Origin of the sequence: Kibdelosporangium philippinense, assembly GCF_021390435.2 — a bacterium.
GTDB classification, from domain to species: domain Bacteria; phylum Actinomycetota; class Actinomycetes; order Mycobacteriales; family Pseudonocardiaceae; genus Kibdelosporangium; species Kibdelosporangium philippinense.
In genome coordinates this window covers 1,842,129-1,859,375 of record NZ_JAJVCN010000002.1, presented here as the reverse complement: position 1 = coordinate 1,859,375, position 17,247 = coordinate 1,842,129, and the positions used below count along the sequence as shown (strand labels likewise).

The 17,247-nt window shown below is 66.3% G+C and carries 15 protein-coding genes; 10 read left to right on the top strand and 5 right to left on the bottom strand.

Features of this window, described 5'->3' with window-relative positions:
- The first annotated feature begins 104 nt into the window (after window positions 1-104).
- The 7 genes from LWC34_RS27350 to LWC34_RS27320 are packed head-to-tail and all read left to right on the top strand — an operon-like array spanning window position 105 to window position 5,901.
- Entirely contained in the window at window positions 105-629 is a 525-nt protein-coding gene (locus tag LWC34_RS27350) for a sigma-70 family RNA polymerase sigma factor (RefSeq protein WP_235730070.1), read from the top strand.
- A 7-nt stretch (window positions 630-636) separates the two neighbouring features.
- The gene (locus LWC34_RS27345; protein WP_233727980.1) at window positions 637-1,344 is read left to right on the top strand and encodes an anti-sigma factor family protein; all 708 of its coding nucleotides are present in this window, start codon (window positions 637-639) and stop codon (window positions 1,342-1,344) included.
- A gap of 55 nt (window positions 1,345-1,399) precedes the next feature.
- Window positions 1,400-2,254: an AAA family ATPase gene (locus LWC34_RS27340; protein ID WP_233728905.1), complete on the top strand. Its 855-nt coding sequence runs from the start codon at window positions 1,400-1,402 to the stop codon at window positions 2,252-2,254.
- Window positions 2,251-3,594, top strand: coding sequence for a vWA domain-containing protein (locus LWC34_RS27335; RefSeq protein WP_233727979.1), 1,344 nt, complete (start codon window positions 2,251-2,253; stop codon window positions 3,592-3,594). Before LWC34_RS27340 ends, LWC34_RS27335 begins: the two co-directional genes overlap by 4 nt.
- Complete coding sequence (locus tag LWC34_RS27330) at window positions 3,594-4,661, top strand: sensor histidine kinase (RefSeq protein WP_233727978.1); 1,068 nt, start codon at window positions 3,594-3,596, stop codon at window positions 4,659-4,661. Before LWC34_RS27335 ends, LWC34_RS27330 begins: the two co-directional genes overlap by 1 nt.
- Complete coding sequence (locus LWC34_RS27325; protein ID WP_233727977.1) at window positions 4,652-5,296, top strand: response regulator; 645 nt, start codon at window positions 4,652-4,654, stop codon at window positions 5,294-5,296. Before LWC34_RS27330 ends, LWC34_RS27325 begins: the two co-directional genes overlap by 10 nt.
- 44 nt (window positions 5,297-5,340) lie before the next feature.
- Window positions 5,341-5,901 (top strand): histidine phosphatase family protein, encoded by a 561-nt coding sequence (locus LWC34_RS27320; RefSeq protein WP_233727976.1) that lies wholly within the window; start codon window positions 5,341-5,343, stop codon window positions 5,899-5,901.
- Here LWC34_RS27320 and LWC34_RS27315 read toward each other — a convergent pair.
- Window positions 5,873-7,300, bottom strand: coding sequence for an MFS transporter (locus LWC34_RS27315; protein WP_233727975.1), 1,428 nt, complete (start codon window positions 7,298-7,300; stop codon window positions 5,873-5,875). The two genes, LWC34_RS27320 and LWC34_RS27315, sit on opposite strands and share 29 nt — an antisense overlap.
- A 101-nt stretch (window positions 7,301-7,401) precedes the next feature.
- Between LWC34_RS27315 and LWC34_RS27310 the strand changes: the two genes are divergently transcribed.
- Window positions 7,402-8,241: a helix-turn-helix transcriptional regulator gene (locus LWC34_RS27310; protein ID WP_233727974.1), complete on the top strand. Its 840-nt coding sequence runs from the start codon at window positions 7,402-7,404 to the stop codon at window positions 8,239-8,241.
- A gap of 72 nt (window positions 8,242-8,313) precedes the next feature.
- Window positions 8,314-9,210, top strand: coding sequence for a LysR family transcriptional regulator (locus LWC34_RS27305; protein ID WP_233727973.1), 897 nt, complete (start codon window positions 8,314-8,316; stop codon window positions 9,208-9,210).
- A 284-nt stretch (window positions 9,211-9,494) separates the two neighbouring features.
- Here the strand turns inward: LWC34_RS27305 and LWC34_RS27300 are convergent, their stop codons facing one another.
- The 3 genes from LWC34_RS27300 to LWC34_RS27290 all read right to left on the bottom strand — a co-directional run bounded on the left by LWC34_RS27300 (window position 9,495) and on the right by LWC34_RS27290 (window position 14,897).
- Entirely contained in the window at window positions 9,495-10,679 is a 1,185-nt protein-coding gene (locus tag LWC34_RS27300; protein ID WP_233728904.1) for a glycine C-acetyltransferase, read from the bottom strand.
- The gene (tdh, locus tag LWC34_RS27295; protein ID WP_233727972.1) at window positions 10,679-11,710 is read right to left on the bottom strand and encodes an L-threonine 3-dehydrogenase; all 1,032 of its coding nucleotides are present in this window, start codon (window positions 11,708-11,710) and stop codon (window positions 10,679-10,681) included. Before tdh ends, LWC34_RS27300 begins: the two co-directional genes overlap by 1 nt.
- A gap of 109 nt (window positions 11,711-11,819) precedes the next feature.
- The gene (locus LWC34_RS27290) at window positions 11,820-14,897 is read right to left on the bottom strand and encodes an amidohydrolase family protein (protein WP_233727971.1); all 3,078 of its coding nucleotides are present in this window, start codon (window positions 14,895-14,897) and stop codon (window positions 11,820-11,822) included.
- A gap of 196 nt (window positions 14,898-15,093) precedes the next feature.
- Here LWC34_RS27290 and LWC34_RS27285 point away from each other — a divergent pair, with 196 nt between their 5' ends.
- Entirely contained in the window at window positions 15,094-15,750 is a 657-nt protein-coding gene (locus tag LWC34_RS27285; protein WP_233727970.1) for a response regulator transcription factor, read from the top strand.
- Between the two features lie 61 nt (window positions 15,751-15,811).
- Here the strand turns inward: LWC34_RS27285 and lpdA are convergent, their stop codons facing one another.
- Window positions 15,812-17,197, bottom strand: coding sequence for a dihydrolipoyl dehydrogenase (gene lpdA, locus LWC34_RS27280; RefSeq protein WP_233727969.1), 1,386 nt, complete (start codon window positions 17,195-17,197; stop codon window positions 15,812-15,814).
- Window positions 17,198-17,247 lie beyond the last annotated feature (50 nt).

Below are 17,247 nucleotides of genomic sequence, written 5' to 3'. Positions count from 1 at the left end.
GGCGGTTCAAACAAAAATTCCGCAACGATTTGGCACTGGACGGACAACGGTCGTCCCACCAGGATGTCAGCGTGGGACGCCACAGCCATTCCGCAAGAGCCCTACTGGGTGACGAGCTACGCCGTCACGGGCATACCGAAGAAGACCTGGCCACAGCCTTGTACCGGGACTTCGGCACGCCACTGATGGCGTTCGCGCTCAAGCTGACCGGCAACGACCGGCACTGGGCGGAGGACGTCGTCCAGGAAACCCTGATCAGGGCTTGGCGCAACGCCGAGAAGCTGGACCGCAGCCCGGACATGCTGCGTGCCTGGCTGTACACGGTCACCCGGCGGATCGTGATCGACGGACGGCGCAGCCGAAAGGCGAGGCCGCAGGAAGTCGAGGAGCCGGATGCCAACTCGGTCGGCGTGCCCGACGAATCGGACCGCACCCTGAGCGCGATGGTCGTCTACGACGCGTTGCGGGTGTTGTCGGACGAGCAACGCGAAGCGATCATGCAGACCTATCTACGTGACCGCACGGTTAATGACGTAGCCGAGACACTTGGCGTTCCTCCGGGTACGGTCAAGTCGAGGCTGTACCACGCGGTCCGTGCATTGAGGCGCGCGCTGCGCGATCGGGGGTGAGTCGGGAATGGTGCATGCGTCAGGTCATGTCGATATAGCCGCGTACATTCTCGGCGCGCTCGACGAGCCCGACAACACGGCGTTCGAGCAGCATCTGCTCGACTGCGCCCGGTGTCAGCTGGACTTGGTCGAGCTACAGGATGTGCCCGACCTGCTGGACAAGGTCAAGCACGACGCGCCCGCGTTGCTCGTGCCTGTGCCTGGCCCGCAGGTGCTGTCCTCGTTGCTCGAAGAGGCCACCAAATCGCGCCACCAACGCAGGCACCGGCAGTGGTTCGCCGCGGCGGCCGCCGCGGTCCTTATCGTCGCCGCGCCAGTGGTCACGATCATGGCGACCAGCGGCGATCCGGTGCCGATCGCCGCGACGCCACCGTTGAACGTGAAGATCGAGCAGCCTCCGCCACCGACGAGCGACTCGCCGCAGATCCTCAACGGGGTCGGCGGCGAGATGGACGCCAACGTCACCATGTTGTCGCAGGACTGGGGCACCCAGATCTCGATGGAGCTGCGTGGCGCGGTCGGTCCGCGCAAGTGCCTGCTCGTGGCGGTGTCCACGCGTGGCGAATCGGAGACGGTCACCAACTGGCTGGTGCCGCCCGGCGGCCGCAGTGAGCCGCTCAAGCTCAGTGGTGGCACGACTTTTCAGCCAAGCGACATCGCGCGTCTGGAAGTTCAGGACGACAAGGGCCAGGTCCTGCTGTCCGTGGCTGGCTGAGGGTCCCGACCAGCTAATCTGAGTGAGCAAGCGCTCACTCAGGAGGACGCCCGTGTTGTTCGACTCCGTTGACGAGGTGGCCCAGCGGCTGGCCGGTGCCGGCTACCTGACGTCGACCGCGATCGCGACCACGGTCTTCCTTGCCGACCGGCTCGGCAAGCCGCTGCTGGTGGAAGGTCCCGCCGGGGTCGGCAAGACCGAGCTCGCGCGGGCCGTGGCCACCGCGACCAGCTCGGAACTGGTGCGCCTGCAGTGCTACGAGGGCATCGACGAGGCCAGAGCGCTCTACGAGTGGAACCACGCCAAGCAGCTGCTGCGGATCACCGCGGGCCGTGACGAGGGCTGGCACGAGGCGCGCGCGGACATCTTCACCGAGGAGTTCCTGCTGCCGAGGCCGCTGTTGTCGGCCATCCGCAACCCGACGCCGACGGTGCTGCTGATCGACGAGACCGACAAGGCGGACGTCGAGATGGAGGGCCTGCTGCTGGAGGTCCTCGGGGATTTCCAGGTCACGGTGCCTGAGCTGGGCACGATCACCGCGACCCGCAAGCCGTTCGTCGTGCTGACGTCGAACGCCACTCGTGAGCTGTCCGAGGCGTTGAAGCGCCGTTGCCTGTTCCTGCACATCGACTTTCCCGAGGCGGATCGAGAGCTGGAGATCGTGCGGATGCAGGTGCCGGAGATCTCCGGCGCGCTTGCCGAGTCCCTCGTCCGGGTCATCGGCGCGCTGCGCGGCCTTGAGCTGCGGAAATCGCCATCGATCGCGGAGACGATCGACTGGGCGCGCACCTTGCTGGCGCTCGGCGCGGACCACCTGGACGAGTCGGTCGTGCACACCACGCTCGGGGTGGTGCTGAAGTACGAGGCCGACAAGAAGCGCGCGGCCGCCGAACTCAAGGTTTTCGGGTGAGCGTTCCGGAGCGCCTCGTGGAGTTCGTCGAGGCGCTGCGCGAGCACTCGATCCTCGCCGGACCAGGCGAGACTGTCGATGCCGCCCGCGTACTGACCGTGCTGGGGATGGACGACCGGGAGCGTGTCCGCGAAGGCTTGGCGGCTGCTTTGCTGCGCCGCTCCGGCCAGCGCACGGTGTTCGACCAGGTCTTCGACCTGTACTTCCCAGGCTCGGTGGGTGGCCCAACCGATGAACCAAGCGACCTGGAGTCGCTGCGAGAGCAGCTCATACAGGCGTTGGCTGCCGGGTCCGCGGCCGATCAGCAAGCGCTCGCGCAGGCAGCGGTCGAGGCGTTCGGCCGCTTCGGCGAAGGCACCCAAGGCGCGGGCGGATGGTCGGCGTATCAGACCTTGCAGCGTCTTCGTCCGGAAACGCTGCTGGTCAGGGTCCTTGCCGCACTCGGGGCCGAGGATCCCGGGTTCCTCGCGGACGTCCGCCGCGACGAGATCCGCAGGCAGATCGGCGGGTTCCGGCGGATGGTCGAAACGGACGCCCGGCGCCGGACGGCCGAGCTGCGCGGCCGGGAGACCGTGGCCCGAAACGCTGTCGCGCCGCCGTCGGACCGGGTCGATTTCCTCACCGCGGGCCGCACGCAGCTCGCAGATATGCGTCGCGCGATCTATCCGCTCTCCCGAAAACTTGCCACTAGATTGGCCGCGCGAAGGCGTCGGGCGCGGCGTGGCGAGATCGATGTGCGGCGGACGTTGCGACGCTCGATCGCCTTTGGTGGCGTTCCCATCAAGCCTGCTTACCGGCACCACCGCCCCGGCCGCCCAGAGCTGGTGCTGCTGTGCGACATGTCCGGGTCCGTCGCGGGCTTCGCGAACTTCACACTTCTACTCACGCAGGCGCTGCGCGATCAGTTCAGCAAAGTGCGGGCCTTCGCGTTCGTTGAGACGACCGACGAGGTCACGCACCTGGTCAAGGCCGGCGCCGAGGACCCGGCCGGGCTGGCCACCCGGATACACCAGGAAGCCAAGCTGACCAGGTGGGACGGGCATTCCGACTACACGCACTCGCTGCAGGTGTTCGTGGACGAATACCTCGACGCGGTGGGCCCGAAGACCTCGGTGCTGATCCTCGGCGACGCCCGCAACAACGGCGGCGACCCGAACCTGGCCGCGCTGCGCCGGATCGCGCGGAATGCCCGACACACATACTGGTTGAACCCAGAAGCACAACGATTGTGGTCTACCGGGGACTCCCTCGCGCACGAGTACGCCGACGTCGTCGAGATGCACGAATGCCGGACCGTGCACCAGTTGTCCGAGCTGATCACGCGATTGCTCCCGGTCTGATGGTCCGTCGTTGGGCCCGGTTGGTCGTCGGCCTGGCGATCGGCGCGTGCCTGGCTGTGGTCGAGCTCCTCTACGTCGCGGTCCGGTGGCCGCGTAGCTGGGCCGTGGCGCTGGCCGAGGTGGAACGCCGCAGGTTGGCGCGGTGGCACGACGTCGAAAGCTCGTCTGATTACGACCACCGGGCTGCCGTGAAGTACCTGGCGCTTCGCTCGTTGGTCGGTCTGCTCGGCGGCGGCACGTTGGTCGTGCTGGCCTACGGGTTCGGCGCGGCGGCGATGGGCGTGTGGCAGCTGACCGACGGCGTGATGCAGCCGCTGCAACTGCTCGCGGTTGTTCCGCTCGGCCTCGTCCTGTTGTACCTGGCCATTCAGGGCCTGGTCGGCGTGACGGCGCTCGAGAAGAGCCTCGCGCTGCGCTACCTCGGGCCGAGTGAGCAGGAGTTGCTGCGTCGGCGGATCACTGAGCTGTCGCTGAGCCGGGCCGGGGTGGTCGAGGCGGTCGACGCCGAACGCCGCCGGATCGAGCGGGACCTGCATGACGGCGTCCAGCAGCGGATCGTCGCGTTGGCCATGCTGTTGGGCCGGACCCGGCGCCGCCCGGTGGACGACCGGGACGATCTGCTGGCCCAGGCCCACGACGAGGCGCAGGAAATCCTGAACGACCTGCGGGATGTGGCGTGGCGCGTCTATCCGACCGTGCTGGACAACCTTGGCTTGGCGGAAGTGCTCGCCGGGGTGGCCGAACGCGCCGGAATTCCTGTGAAGTTGAGCTTCACCGTCCCGGATCGTTTGCCAGCTCAGCTGGAAACCGTGGCGTACTTCGTGGCCTCAGAGGCGGTCACCAACGCGGCCAAGCACTCCCGCGCCGACCTGGTCACGATCGAAGTGGCCGGGCACGAGAACATGGTCATCGTGCGGATCACAGACAACGGGATCGGCGGCGCCGACACGACCGGAAGCGGCCTGTCCGGTCTGGCCCGCCGGGTGGCCGCACTGGATGGCCGCTTCACTGTGACCAGCCCTGATGGCGGACCGACGGTCGTGACCGCCGAGTTGCCATGCGGATAGTTCTCGCCGAGGACTCGACCCTGCTGCGCGAAGGCCTCATCCGCCTGCTCGCTGAAGAAGGCCACGAAGTCGTCGCCGCGGTCGGCGACGGAACCGCGCTCGTCGAAGCAGCCGCCGCGAAGCAACCGGACGTATGCGTCGTGGACGTGCGCATGCCGCCAACACATACCGACGAGGGCCTGCGGGCCGCGTTGGAGATCCGCGAACGCTGGCCGGAAATCGGCGTCCTCGTGCTGTCGCAGTACGTGGAGAAGCGCTACGCGACCCAGTTGATCACGTCCGACGCGGGCGCGGTCGGCTACCTGTTGAAGGACCGGGTCGCTCAGGTCGGCGAGTTCCTCGACGCCCTGGACCGCGTCGGCGCGGGCAACGCGGCCTTCGACCCGGAGGTCGTCCGGCAACTGCTGGCGCGCACCACGCACACCGATCCGCTGTCCCGTCTGACATCTCGCGAGGTGGATGTCCTCAGACAAATGGCGGAAGGTTGTACAAATGACAAAATCGCCAGCTCACTGCACATCTCCCGGAGCGCTGTGGAGAAGCACGTGAACTCGATCTTCGACAAGCTCGACCTGCCTCGCAGCACCAGCCTCAACCGCCGGGTCCTGGCCGTTCTGCGATACCTCGGTACCTGAAATCACAGTCCAGGCCCGGTGCCCGCGAACTACGGTCTAGTTACGTGACCATCTACCTCGCCAGGCACGGCCAGACCGCCTACAACCAGACGCGCCGGTTCCAGGGACAGATGGACGTCCCGCTTGACGAGACCGGGCACCAGCAGGCCAAGCAACTGGCCATCAAGGTCGCCGACCTGGGCATCGTGGCGCTCTGGGCGAGCCCGTTGGCCAGGGCGCGGCAGACCGCCGAGGCGGTGTCGGCACATCTGGGGTTGCCGATCCAGTTCGACGCCCGGTTGATGGAAACCGACACCGGAATCTGGACCGACAAGATGTACGACGACCTGGCCGCCGCAGATCCATACGCCTACGAGGGCTGGGTGACGGCAAGGCCGGACTTCGGGTTCGAAGGCGGCGAAACGTACGTCCAGCAGACTGAGCGTGTGATGGCCGCGCTCACCGAGATCGAGCAGGGACCGGGTCCGGCTCTCGTGATATCCCACGGGATGTCGATGCGGCTGGCCCTGACCCGGCGAGGCGGGGACACCTGGTTGGCCAAAGAGGCCATCCCGAACACCGCGGTGATCGAACTCCCTAACGCGGGTCCGGCAACCGACGGCTGAACAAGGCGACCACCGCCGCGACAACCGCCTGAACTCCCATCACCACAACGAACGCGTCGCGCATCCCCAGCACGTCCGGTTCGCTCAGCCACAGGAACAGCGAGCCGAGCGTGGCGACACCGAGCGCGATGCTCACTTGTTGGACCGTGACCAATGAACCGCTACCGACACCAGCCAGCTCGGCGGGCACGCGCGACAGAATCACCCGGAACAGCGTGGTCACCATCAGGCCCTGACCGAAACCGGTGACCACCATCGCGGGAGCCAACGTCAGCACGGTCACATCGGGCCACGCCACGAGAATCGTCGCGATCGCAAGGACGACGCCACTGCCCTGGATGGTGGCGCCGACCGTGAGCACGCCGCGCCCGAATCGAGCCACTAACTGACTCGATATCAAGGACGCGACCAGGAACGCCACCGCCATAGGCGCAATTGCGAGCCCAGCTGCCAACGGGCCGTAGAGCAGGCCTTCCTGCAGAGTTAACGCGGCGACGAACGTGAAAGCGCCGTATGCAAGGAAAAACGGTCCGCTCAACAATAGCCCGCGCTTGATACTCCGCATCCGCAAGACGGCTGGCGGAAGCAACGCGATCCGTCCGGCTCGTTCCATGCGCCGCTCCACTATGACCAGCCCGGCGAACAGAATCGGGCTGGCCGCGAGGAGCAGCCATGTCCACAGTGGCCAACCAGCCGCGTGGCCTTCGGTCACTGGCAACAGCAACGTGAACAGGCCAAGGCCAAGCAGCGCGGTACCGGCAACGTCCACAGTGGCTGGGTTGGCCGACCTGGTCTCCGGGATGCGCCGCGCGAGCACCAACCCCAACAGTCCAATAGGGACATTCACAAGGAAGATCGGCCGCCAGCTCGTTCCCGCGATGTCCGCTGCCACAAGCACACCGCCGACCAGCTGCCCCAGAACCATGGCCATCCCCGCGTTGGCCCCGTACAGCCCGAGTGCCCGCGAGCGGTGCTCCCCCGCCGTTGTCGCCTGGATCGTGGAAAGGACCTGCGGGAGCATCATCGCTGCCGCCGCACCCTGCGCGATCCTGGCCGCGACCAGCACACCCGCGGTCGGCGCGAGACCACAGGCCAATGAAGTCACCGTGAAAGAAGCCAGGCCGAACTTGAAGAGCCGCTTACGCCCGTAGGTGTCGCCCAATCGCCCACCGAGAACCAGCAGGACGCCATACGCGATGCCGTACCCCGCAACGACAAGCTCAAGCATGGTGGCCGAGGCATTCAGGGTGCGGTCGATCGTCGGCAGGGCCACGTTGACGATGAAGAAGTCGAGAATCGGGAGGAACGCGCCAAGCAGCAACGTGATGAGCCCCGGCATCGTCAGGCTCGCTGCCTCAACCGGCGCCGTCGTGCCGCGCCGGATCGTGGGTGTGGTCATGGCGTTCACGATTCGCCCGGCCTTAGCCTGGTACCAGAGCGTAGTTATCCAGGTGTGCCCACTACCTGGTAACAGGATCAACTGCCAGGCATCCTGGAACCGTGACCGCCCCACCACTGGCCAAGGCACGCGATGACGTGCGACGCAGCGAGCTGGCCGCGTTCCTGCGCAGCCGCCGTGAACGCATCAGCCCGGAACAGGTCGGCCTGCCGCCGGGTGGCCGCCGCCGCACGCCAGGTCTGCGCCGCGAGGAGGTCGCGCAGCTCGCCGGGGTCGGCGTCACCTGGTACACGTGGCTCGAACAGGGCCGTGACATCCGAGCGTCCGACCAGGTGCTCGACGCACTCGCCAGAACCCTCCGGCTGGACGCGCACGAACGCGCCCACATGTTCACGCTTGCCGGGTCAGCCCGGCCGGTCGCGGCGAGCACGTGCCGCGCCCTGTCACCGCAGATGCACCTGATCCTGGAACAACTCGGCCCGATGCCAGCCGCCGTGTTGAACGCGCGAATGGACATCCTCGGCCACAACCCTGCTTATGGATGGGTGTTCGGGCTCGACGACGTCCCCTTCGAAAGCCGCAACGCGATGTTGCTGTTGTTCACTGATTCCCGGCTGCGTGAGCGCCTGCTGGACTGGTCGGACACGGCGCCGAGGGCGGTCGCGCAGTTCCGCGCGTCCATGGCCGAGCACGTCGCCGATTCGAGCTGGAAGTGCCTGGTCCGCGACCTGCGAGCGAAGTCACCGGAGTTCGACACGCTCTGGGACCAGCACGAAGTGCGCTGGATGGAGAACCTGACCAAACGGTTCGACCATCCCGACGCCGGGCTGCTGAAGTTCGACTACACCAACTTGTGGTTCGGGCCACGAAGTGAGACCCGATTGTGTACGTTCACGCCATCCACACCGGACACGTGGACCAAGCTCCGAGCCCGTTTTTGATCGTTCCATCCCAGGTCCGGCGACATTCAGGCCATCGGAAGGCAAGTCCGGCGAAGATGGAGAATGGGTCGTGTGATCGACCCTCGACGGTTGCGAGTGCTACGAGCGCTGGCAGACCACGGGACAGTAACCGCAGCGGGTGAGGCTCTACACCTCACACCGTCCGCGGTGTCCCAACAACTGGCCGCGCTCGAATCCGAGACCGGCCAAGAACTCCTGCGCCGACGCGGTCGGCGCGTGTCGCTGACGCCTGTCGGCGAGTTGCTCGTCGAGCACGCCAACGCCGTCGCGGCCGAGTTGGAACGTGCGCAGGCCACGCTCGCGTCGTTCGCCAGCGGCACGAGGGGGCGCGTCGAACTGGCCAGCTTCGCGTCCGCCATCACGCAGGTGGTTGCGCCCGCGATGCGCAAACTCCGGTTCATCACCCCGGACATCACGCTGGTCGTCCGGGATGCCGAGGGCCACGCGAGCGTGCCGTTGCTGCTGGACGGCGAGATCGACATCGCGATCACCGAGGACAGCCGCCTGAGCCCGCGGACCGATGACTCCCGGTTGATCCGGTATCCGCTGTACACCGAGCCTTTCGATGTGGTCGTGCCCGAGCGCCACCCGCTGGCCAGCCAGAAAACCATCACCATCAGGGACCTCGGTGACGACGAGGACTGGATCGCCCCGTTGCCCGGCAACCCATGCCGGGACATCGTCGAGGTGGCCGGAAACAACCCGCGCATCACGCACACGTCAGACGATTTCCGTGCGATCGTCGCGTTGGTCGCGGCCGGGGCTGGTGTCGCGTTGGTGCCACGCAATGCGTTCACCAAAACGCGCGGCGCGGTCCGGATCCCGATCGCGGAGGCGCCACCTGAGCGCCGGGTTTTCGTCGCCGTTCGGCGTGGGAGTGGCGAGCATCCGCTGTTCCAGATGGTCCTCGGCGCCTTGGTCGAAGAGGCTCGCGGCGGTTCGAAATGAAGTTCGGCTTCAAAGTTCAGATGATGGCCACGGCAGCTCCAGGTGAAGCTCTACTTCACAGGCCGGTGCCGACCGCAGCAGCGGGTATGAAGTTCCGCTTCACAAGACCGGCAGCACACGCGGCGGTGAAAGATGAAGCCCGCCTTCACAGTCCACCCACCTCGCCAGTGTGCCCATAAAGTCCCGCTGCACAACAACAGCACCACTCACGGCAGCGAGAAATGAAGCTCTCCTTCATAGACCGTCGGCATGCCGATGATTGGCGAGGTCTGGACGAAACGGGTTCAGCTGTCCAGTTTTGCCCGTGCCGCAACGAAAGCGTCCACCGCGCGATTGACGTCGTCGGTCGAGTGCGCGGCCGACATCTGGGTCCGGATCCGGGCCTTGCCGTGCGGGACGACCGGATAGGAAAAACCGATTACGTAGATCCCCTGATCCAGCAACAGATCCGCGAGTTTGCCTGCCAGTGCCGCTTCGCCGATCATCACCGGGATGATCGGGTGCTCGCCGGGCAGCAGGTCGAAGCCTTCGTCGGTCATCCGCGACCGGAACAGCGCGGTGTTCTCACGCAGCTGCGTCAGCAATTCACCCGACGAGCTGAGCAACTCCAACGCAGCCAACGAAGCCGCGGTGATCGACGGCGCGAGCGAGTTCGAGAACAGGTACGGTCGCGAGCGCTGCCGGAGCATTTCGACGATCTCCGCGCGACCGGAAACGTAACCACCGCTGGCACCACCGAGGGCCTTGCCGAGGGTGCCGGTCATGACGTCGATCCGGTCGGTCACGCCGAATAGCTCAGGCGTGCCACGGCCGGTCGGGCCGGTGAAGCCAACCGCGTGCGAGTCGTCGACCATCACCAATGCGTCGTAGCGCTCGGCCAAGTCGCAAATTTGGTCAAGGGGCGCCAGATAACCGTCCATCGAGAACACGCCGTCGGTCGCGATCAGCCGGTAGCGGGCGTCGGCGGCGTCCTTGAGCTGGCGCTCCAGGTCGTCCATGTCGCGGTTCTTGTAGCGGTAACGGCGGGCCTTGCAGAGCCGGACGCCGTCGATGATCGACGCGTGGTTGAGCTCGTCGGAGATCACCGCGTCCTGGTCGGTCAACAGCGTCTCGAACAACCCGCCGTTGGCGTCGAAGCAGGAGCTGTAAAGGATCGTGTCCTCGGTGCCGAGGAACTCCGAAAGCTTGGCCTCGAGCTGCTTGTGCGGCTGCTGGGTGCCGCAGATGAACCGGACCGAGGCCATTCCGAAGCCCCACTCGTCCAGCGCGTCCTTCGCCGCCGCGACCAGCGTCGGGTGGTCGGCGAGGCCGAGGTAGTTGTTGGCGCAGAAGTTGAGCACCTCGTCGCCGGAACCGACCCGCACGGCCGCCCGTTGCGGAGTGCCGATCACCCGCTCGGCCTTGTAGAGGCCCGCCGCGCGGATCTCGTCCAGCCCGGCCCGCAGGTTCTCGCGCATCGCGCCGTACATCAGCTCTCCGTCCAATCCAGAATGACCTTGCCGCAGTTGCCGTCCCTCGCGGTGGCGAACGCAAGGTCGAACTCTTCGGCCTTGTACCGATGGGTGATCACGGGGGTCAGGTCCAACCCGGCTTGCAGCAGGACCGACATGGAGTACCAGGTCTCGAACATCTCCCGGCCATAGATGCCTTTGATGTGCAGCATCTTGAGCACGACCGTGCTGAAGTCGATCGGGAACTCGGCGGCTGGCAGGCCGAGCATCGCGATCCGGCCGCCGTGGGACATGTTGGCGATCATGTCGCGCATCGCGGTGGGCTGGCCGGACATCTCCATGCCCACGTCGAAGCCTTCGGACATGCCGAGCACGGCCTGCGCGTCGGCGATCGAGGCGTGGCGCACATTCAGCGCCAGGTCCACGCCGACACGTTTGGCCAGTTCAAGCCGGTGGTCGCTGACGTCGGTGATGGCGATATTGCGGGCTCCGGCGTGCCGGGCGACGGCCGCGGCCATGATCCCGATCGGACCGGCGCCGGTGATCAGCACGTCCTCGCCGATGACCGGGAACGACAGCGCGGTGTGCACGGCGTTGCCGAAGGGGTCGAAAATCGCGGCCACATCCAGATCGACCGGGTTGCGGTGCACCCAGACGTTCTGTTCGGGCAGCACGGCGTACTGCGCGAAGGCGCCGTTGCTGTGCACGCCGAGGCCGCGGGTGTTGGCGCACAAATGACGCCTGCCCGCTTTGCAGTTGCGGCACTTGCCGCAGACGAGGTGGCCTTCCCCGCTGACCAGGTCGCCGACCTTGGCCGTGGTCACGGCCGCGCCGACCTCCACGACCTCGCCCGCGAACTCGTGGCCGACCACGAGTGGCGTGCGGATGGTCTTGGCGGCCCAGTCGTCCCATGCGTCGATGTGCAGGTCCGTGCCACAGATACCTGTGCGCAGTACGCGCACCACCACGTCGTTCGGGCCCGGTTCGGGGTCTGGGACGTCGGTGAATTCCAGGCCCGGGCCCTCGACCAGCTTGACGAGTGCCTTCATGCGGGCAGTGTGGACCCGGGCCTGTTGTGCAGTCCATCAGGACTTTCTGAAGTCGCTTGTTAGCGCAGCTTGATTAGCCTCTCTGGTTGGACACTGACCTGGGGATCTGTCAGTGGTCGCAGCAGATGTGGTTCGCCCATTCGGGTTCGTGCCACCAGTGCCGCTTCTCCGCCGACGGCAACGCGGGCAGCACCGTGTTGGCGACCTTGCCCTGTGCCAGAGCCTGGCTTCGGAAAGGCGCCAGCAGGTCGTCGACGGTGTGCTGCACACCGCCGATGAACGTGCGCCGCACGGCAGCCGCCGCCTTGATGTCTGCCAGCGGGTTGCCGTCCACGAGCGCCAAGTCCGCGTAAGCGCCAGGTTTCAGCACACCGATCCGGTTCTCCAGGCCGAGCCAGACCGCCGGGTTTCGGGTCGCGGTGGTCAAGGCCTCGCGCGGGGTGAACCCGTGCTTAACCATGGCCCGGAGGTTCTGGTGCAAAGAAACAGCCACGTTGTCCAGCGGCGCGTCCGTGCCACAGATGACCAGCCCACCGCCGCGGTGCACACGCAGCACCATGTTGACGTTCGCCGCGAGGACCTTGTCGAAGTACGTCGACATCGGTGAGCCGAGCCCGTCGATGACGCCCTTCAGCAAGTCGTACTCCCATTGCGGGAACAGGACTTTGGTGCGTTCGTCGGTGAACAGCGACTTGTCGTCGCCGTAAAGCACCTTGGACTGGAACAACGTCGGCGTCACAGACATACCGGATCGGGTGAAAAGCGTGACCGCGTCCTGATAAGCCCGGCCGATCCGGCTGACCGTGTGCGAATATCCCAGCCGGTTGGTCGCGCCGGTGTGCTCCATCCCGTCCATGCCGATGTTCGCGGCCGGGTACAAATAATGCGACGACAGCGGAAGACCAGCGGTGTGCGCGGCCCGGATGACCATCTGCTGGTATTCCACCGGCATCCGGACGTACGTCTTGATCATGTCGTATTCCAGCGCGATCGCCCGGGACATCTCCAGGTCGAGTTGCTTGCGCGACAACGTGGGACGCATGAAGTTGTAGTAGATCCGCGAGCCGTCGACCGCCTCGCCGGTGGCCAGGAACCGCGGCCCGATCTGGCTGCCGGATTCCAGCGACTCCCTCGTCTCCATCATCTGATACGCCGGATCGCCCGGCGAGCGCGTGGTCGTGATGCCGTAGCTCAGCCACAACCTGCCCTGCCTGGCACCCCATTCCCGGCCACGCAAATGCCAGTGCACGTGTGCGTCGATCAACCCGGGCATCGCGACAAGCCCGCTGGCGTCAACGGTTTGCGAGCCAGCGCGATGCGGCCGGATCTCGGCGATCCGCCCGCCCTCGACCACGATGTCGATGTCGTTTCGTATCCGATCGGATTCACCGTCCCACACCGCACCGGCGTGAATGATCGACCGCTCCGGCGGGCGTGGACGGCGCCAGGTGGACGTCAACCTGATCGAACGCGGTCGTCCACCACTGATCTTGGCCACGCGCAACCGCCCATTGGACATATACACCAACGAGTGAGAGCCTTGCCAGGCAAGCGAATCTGTGACCTCGTCGGTCACCTGCCTCGGGTCGCCGATCAGTTTGCCCGCCGCGTCGACCGGCGCGATCCAGGCGACACTCTCCACCACGAACGCCAGGTACTTGCCATCCGGCGACCACAGTGGACCGTCGTACGCCCTGGTCGCGATCGACCGGAACGGCATCGGCTCGGCGTACCTCAGCTCGCCGCTGCGCAGGTCCACGGTCAGGATTTGGCTTGTGCCCTCACGAAAACGCCGGGAGAACGGTTTGACCGCGGCCAGCGCGATCACGGTGCCGTCCGGCGACCAGCTCGGCCGTCCCGGCTGGAACAGCTCGGGTGTGACCTTCTGGACGTTGCCGGTGGCCACATCGAGTGTCCACAGTGCACCGCCCTGGTCGATGTAGGCGACCTTGCGCCCGTCCGGCGACCAGCGTGGCATTGTCTGCGCGCCAGGCAGTGACGTCAGAACCGTGTCCGTGCCGCTGGCCAGATCGCGGACCCACAGGTCGGCGGTGCCCAGCCGGTCGCTGGCGTAGAGCAGGCGCGTGCCGTCCGGCGAGAAGTCCGGGTCGGCGTTGAAGTAGTCGTCGGCCACGATCCGTTTCGGTGTGCCCCCAGTGCTGGACACGAGGTAGATCGCGTTGAGCGCGCGGTAGGCGATCTGTGTGCCGTCCGGTGACACCGCCGGGCTCACGATCCCGCGTACCTGCTTGGGCGCCTGCGAGTCGAGATCCCGCACGCGGTGCCGGTAGTTGCGTTGGGCGACCGTGACGCCAGCTTCGATCGGGATGTCCTTGACCGTCTCGCCGGACCTGCGCCGGATGCGCCCGTCGGCCACGTAGAGGACGTCCTGCCCGGCCCACGAGGCCGCGAACCCGAAGACGTCCTCGTCGCTCGTGAGTTGCCGGTCGCCAAGCATCAGATGGGTTTCCGCGCCGCGTTGCCGCATATAGCTCGGTGTTTGGTCGTCCGGGCCGAATGCCGGGCCGTAAAATCGGTCCACCCCAGTGGCCGTGACGAGGCGCCTGCGCTCGCCGGTCGCGACGTTGATCGAGTCGATCGCCGTGTCGTTGGCTGTGAAGACAAGGCGCTGTCCGTCCGCCGACCAGTTCGGCGCCGCTTCCTCGTCTGGCGTCGCCGCCGTCACCGCTGTCATCGTGCCCGAGGCCAGATCCAACAGCCAGATTCCGTAGCCACCGTCCCGGTCGCTGCTGAACGCCAGGCGTTTGCCGTCTGGTGAGAAGGCCGGTTCGCGATGGTCGAACGGGCCGTTGGTCAGTTTGCGCGGCGCCCCACCATCCGCGTCGATGATGTAAAGGTTGAAGTTGCCGTCGCGGTATGACTGGAACGCGATCTGCTTGCCGTCCGGTGACCACGATGGCAGCGTCGCGTCCTGCAAGTCGTCGGTGAGCCGTTTCGCCCGTCCTCCAGTCGCGGGCACCACCCAGATCCCGGTCACCAGGTCGATCACGATTCGCTTGCCGTCGGGGGACAGCGCCGCGGACATGTTGGTGCCCTCACGTAAGACGATTTGGTCTTGGCCTTCCGGGGCGGCCACCGCGTTCGCCCCGCTCGCGATGGTCAGACCTGCGGCGACTTGCCCGCTGCGTAAAAGAAGTTCCCGACGTGTCAATCCTTCAGGTGACATTCTTACCTCCCCCGGCAACTATGCCGCGCCGGTTGACCGGAGTCCATCGGCGTTGACCACACGGCGGGTATATCCCGCTACTGACCGCTAAGCTCGAATGTCCATAGGGAGGTGGGCATCGCATGGACGACCGGGGGCCCCGGCGCTACACAGTGGACAGTCAGCGAGTTCCCGGCCGCGCGGGCAGGATGGAAAGGTGAACCGGAAGGCTGTGCCGCGCCTGCTGATCGTGGCTGACGACGAAGAGCTCATCTCCCGGCTCGGCGAGTTGCTTGACGGCGCCGGGTACGCCCACGACGTCGACCCGAGCATGGCGAGGGCACTGGACTCGTACTACGACGTCGTGCTCGTCGACCGGGGCACGGACAACCTGGAAACCCTCGCCGCGATGCGCCGCAAGGCGATGACGGCGCGCGCGTTGGTGCTCTCCACGATCGGATCCGACAAAGATCAGGCCGACGCGATGGCCGCGGGCGCGGACGACTACCTGACCACGCCTTTCCTGCCAGCGCGGCTGCTCGGCAAGATCCGCGGCCTGCTGCGCAGGCACATCGACAACGCCGAGACGATCCCGTTCGGGCGCGCACAGCTGGACGTCCGAAAATACGAAGTTGTCCTGCCCCGCGGCAAGCGAGTGTCGTTGTCAGTCCGGGAATTCGACCTGCTGCGCACGCTGGTGGCCCGGCCGACCGTGATCTACCCGAAGGCGGAACTGCGCACGCGGGTGTTCGGCACCGACGCCAGCGAGTCCACCGTGGACACCTACGTCTACTACCTGCGCAAGAAACTCGGCCAGGGCGTGGTCCGTTCGGTGTACCGGCTCGGCTACAAAGCTGGCGCGATAGCACCGTAAATCCGGGGGGATCCGGGGGTCGGTGCGAACTTCCCGCGTTCGCACCGACTGAGCCCCGGGATCAGAAGTTGATCATGTGGCCGGCCAGGCCGTGCACGGCTTCCTTGACCGCTTCGCCCAGCGTCGGGTGGGCGTGCACGTTGCGGGAGACCTCGTGCACGGTGAGGTCCCACTGCTGCGCGAGGGTCAGCTCGGGCAGCAACTCGGTCACGTCCGGGCCGATCAGGTGCGCGCCGATGATCTCGCCGTACTTGGCGTCCGACAGGATCTTCACGAAGCCAGCGGTGTCGCCGAGGCCGTGCGCCTTTCCGTTGGCGGTGAACGGGAACTTCGCGACCTTCACGTCGAAGCCGCGCTCCCGCGCCTGCGCCTCGGTCCAACCGAAGCTGGCGATCTGCGGCTGGCAGTAGGTCGCGCGCGGGATCATCACGAAGTCCAGCTCCATGGTCTCCGCACCGGCGATCGTCTCGGCCGCCACGATGCCCATCGACTCGGACGCGTGCGCCAGCATCAGCTTCGCGGTCACGTCACCGATCGCGAAGATGTGCGGCACGTTGGTGCGGCCACGCGCGTCGATGTCGATCGCGCCACGGTCGGTCAACTGCACGCCGGTGTTCTCAAGGCCGTATCCCTCGACCATCGGCTGGAACCCGATCGCCTGCAGCACCTTGTCCGCCTCGAGGACCTGCTGCTGGCCGTTCTTGGACACCGTCACCCGGACGCCGTTGCCGGTCTCCTCGATCGTCTCCACCTTGGTGGAGGTGAGCACGTCGATGCCCAGCCTGCGGTAGCGCTTGAACAGCTCGGCGGACACCTCTTCGTCCTCAAGCGGGACCATCCGGTCGAGGAACTCGACGATCGTGACCTTCACGCCGTAGTTGTGCAGCACGTACGCGAACTCCACGCCGATCGCGCCAGCACCGGCGATCACGATGCTCTGCGGCACGTCCTCGGCGAGGATCTGTTCCTCGTAGGTCACCACGCGGTCGCTCTTGCTGGTGCCCGGCAGCAGCCGCGGCTTGGCGCCCGCGGCGATGATGCAGTGGTCGAACGTGATCCGCTCGCCGTTGACCTCGATGGTGTTGGCGTCAACGAACGTGCCACGGCCATTCACCTCGGTGATGCCGTTCTTCTTCATCAGGAAGTGCACGCCTTTGACGCGCCCGTCCGCGACCTTGCGGCTGCGGCGGAACGCCTCGCCGTAGTCCAGGCTGACCGTCCCATCCACCTGGATGCCATACGACTTGGCTTCCTTGGTGAAGATGTGCGCCAGTTCGGCGTTGCGCAGCAGCGCCTTCGACGGGATGCAGCCGACGTTGAGGCATACGCCGCCCCAGTAGCGCTCCTCGACGACGGCCGTCTTCAGGCCCAGCTGTGCCGAGCGGATCGCGGCGACATAGCCGCCGACACCGGCCCCGAGGACGACGACATCGAAATGTGTGGTCATGGTCTTAACCCTATGTCGGTCCGATTAGGGTGACCGAACCGACGAGAGGG

Bases quoted from the DNA above. Each gene is read 5' to 3' on its own strand.
- LWC34_RS27345 (WP_233727980.1), top strand. From the start codon at position 637: ATGGTGCATGCGTCAGGTCATGTCGATATAGCCGCGTACATTCTCGGC.
- LWC34_RS27300 (WP_233728904.1), bottom strand. From the start codon at position 10,679: ATGTACGGCGCGATGCGCGAGAACCTGCGGGCCGGGCTGGACGAGATC.
- lpdA (WP_233727969.1), bottom strand. From the start codon at position 17,197: ATGACCACACATTTCGATGTCGTCGTCCTCGGGGCCGGTGTCGGCGGC.
- LWC34_RS27325 (WP_233727977.1), top strand. From the start codon at position 4,652: ATGCGGATAGTTCTCGCCGAGGACTCGACCCTGCTGCGCGAAGGCCTC.
- LWC34_RS27330 (WP_233727978.1), top strand. From the start codon at position 3,594: ATGGTCCGTCGTTGGGCCCGGTTGGTCGTCGGCCTGGCGATCGGCGCG.
- LWC34_RS27315 (WP_233727975.1), bottom strand. From the start codon at position 7,300: ATGACCACACCCACGATCCGGCGCGGCACGACGGCGCCGGTTGAGGCA.
- LWC34_RS27290 (WP_233727971.1), bottom strand. From the start codon at position 14,897: ATGTCACCTGAAGGATTGACACGTCGGGAACTTCTTTTACGCAGCGGG.
- tdh (WP_233727972.1), bottom strand. From the start codon at position 11,710: ATGAAGGCACTCGTCAAGCTGGTCGAGGGCCCGGGCCTGGAATTCACC.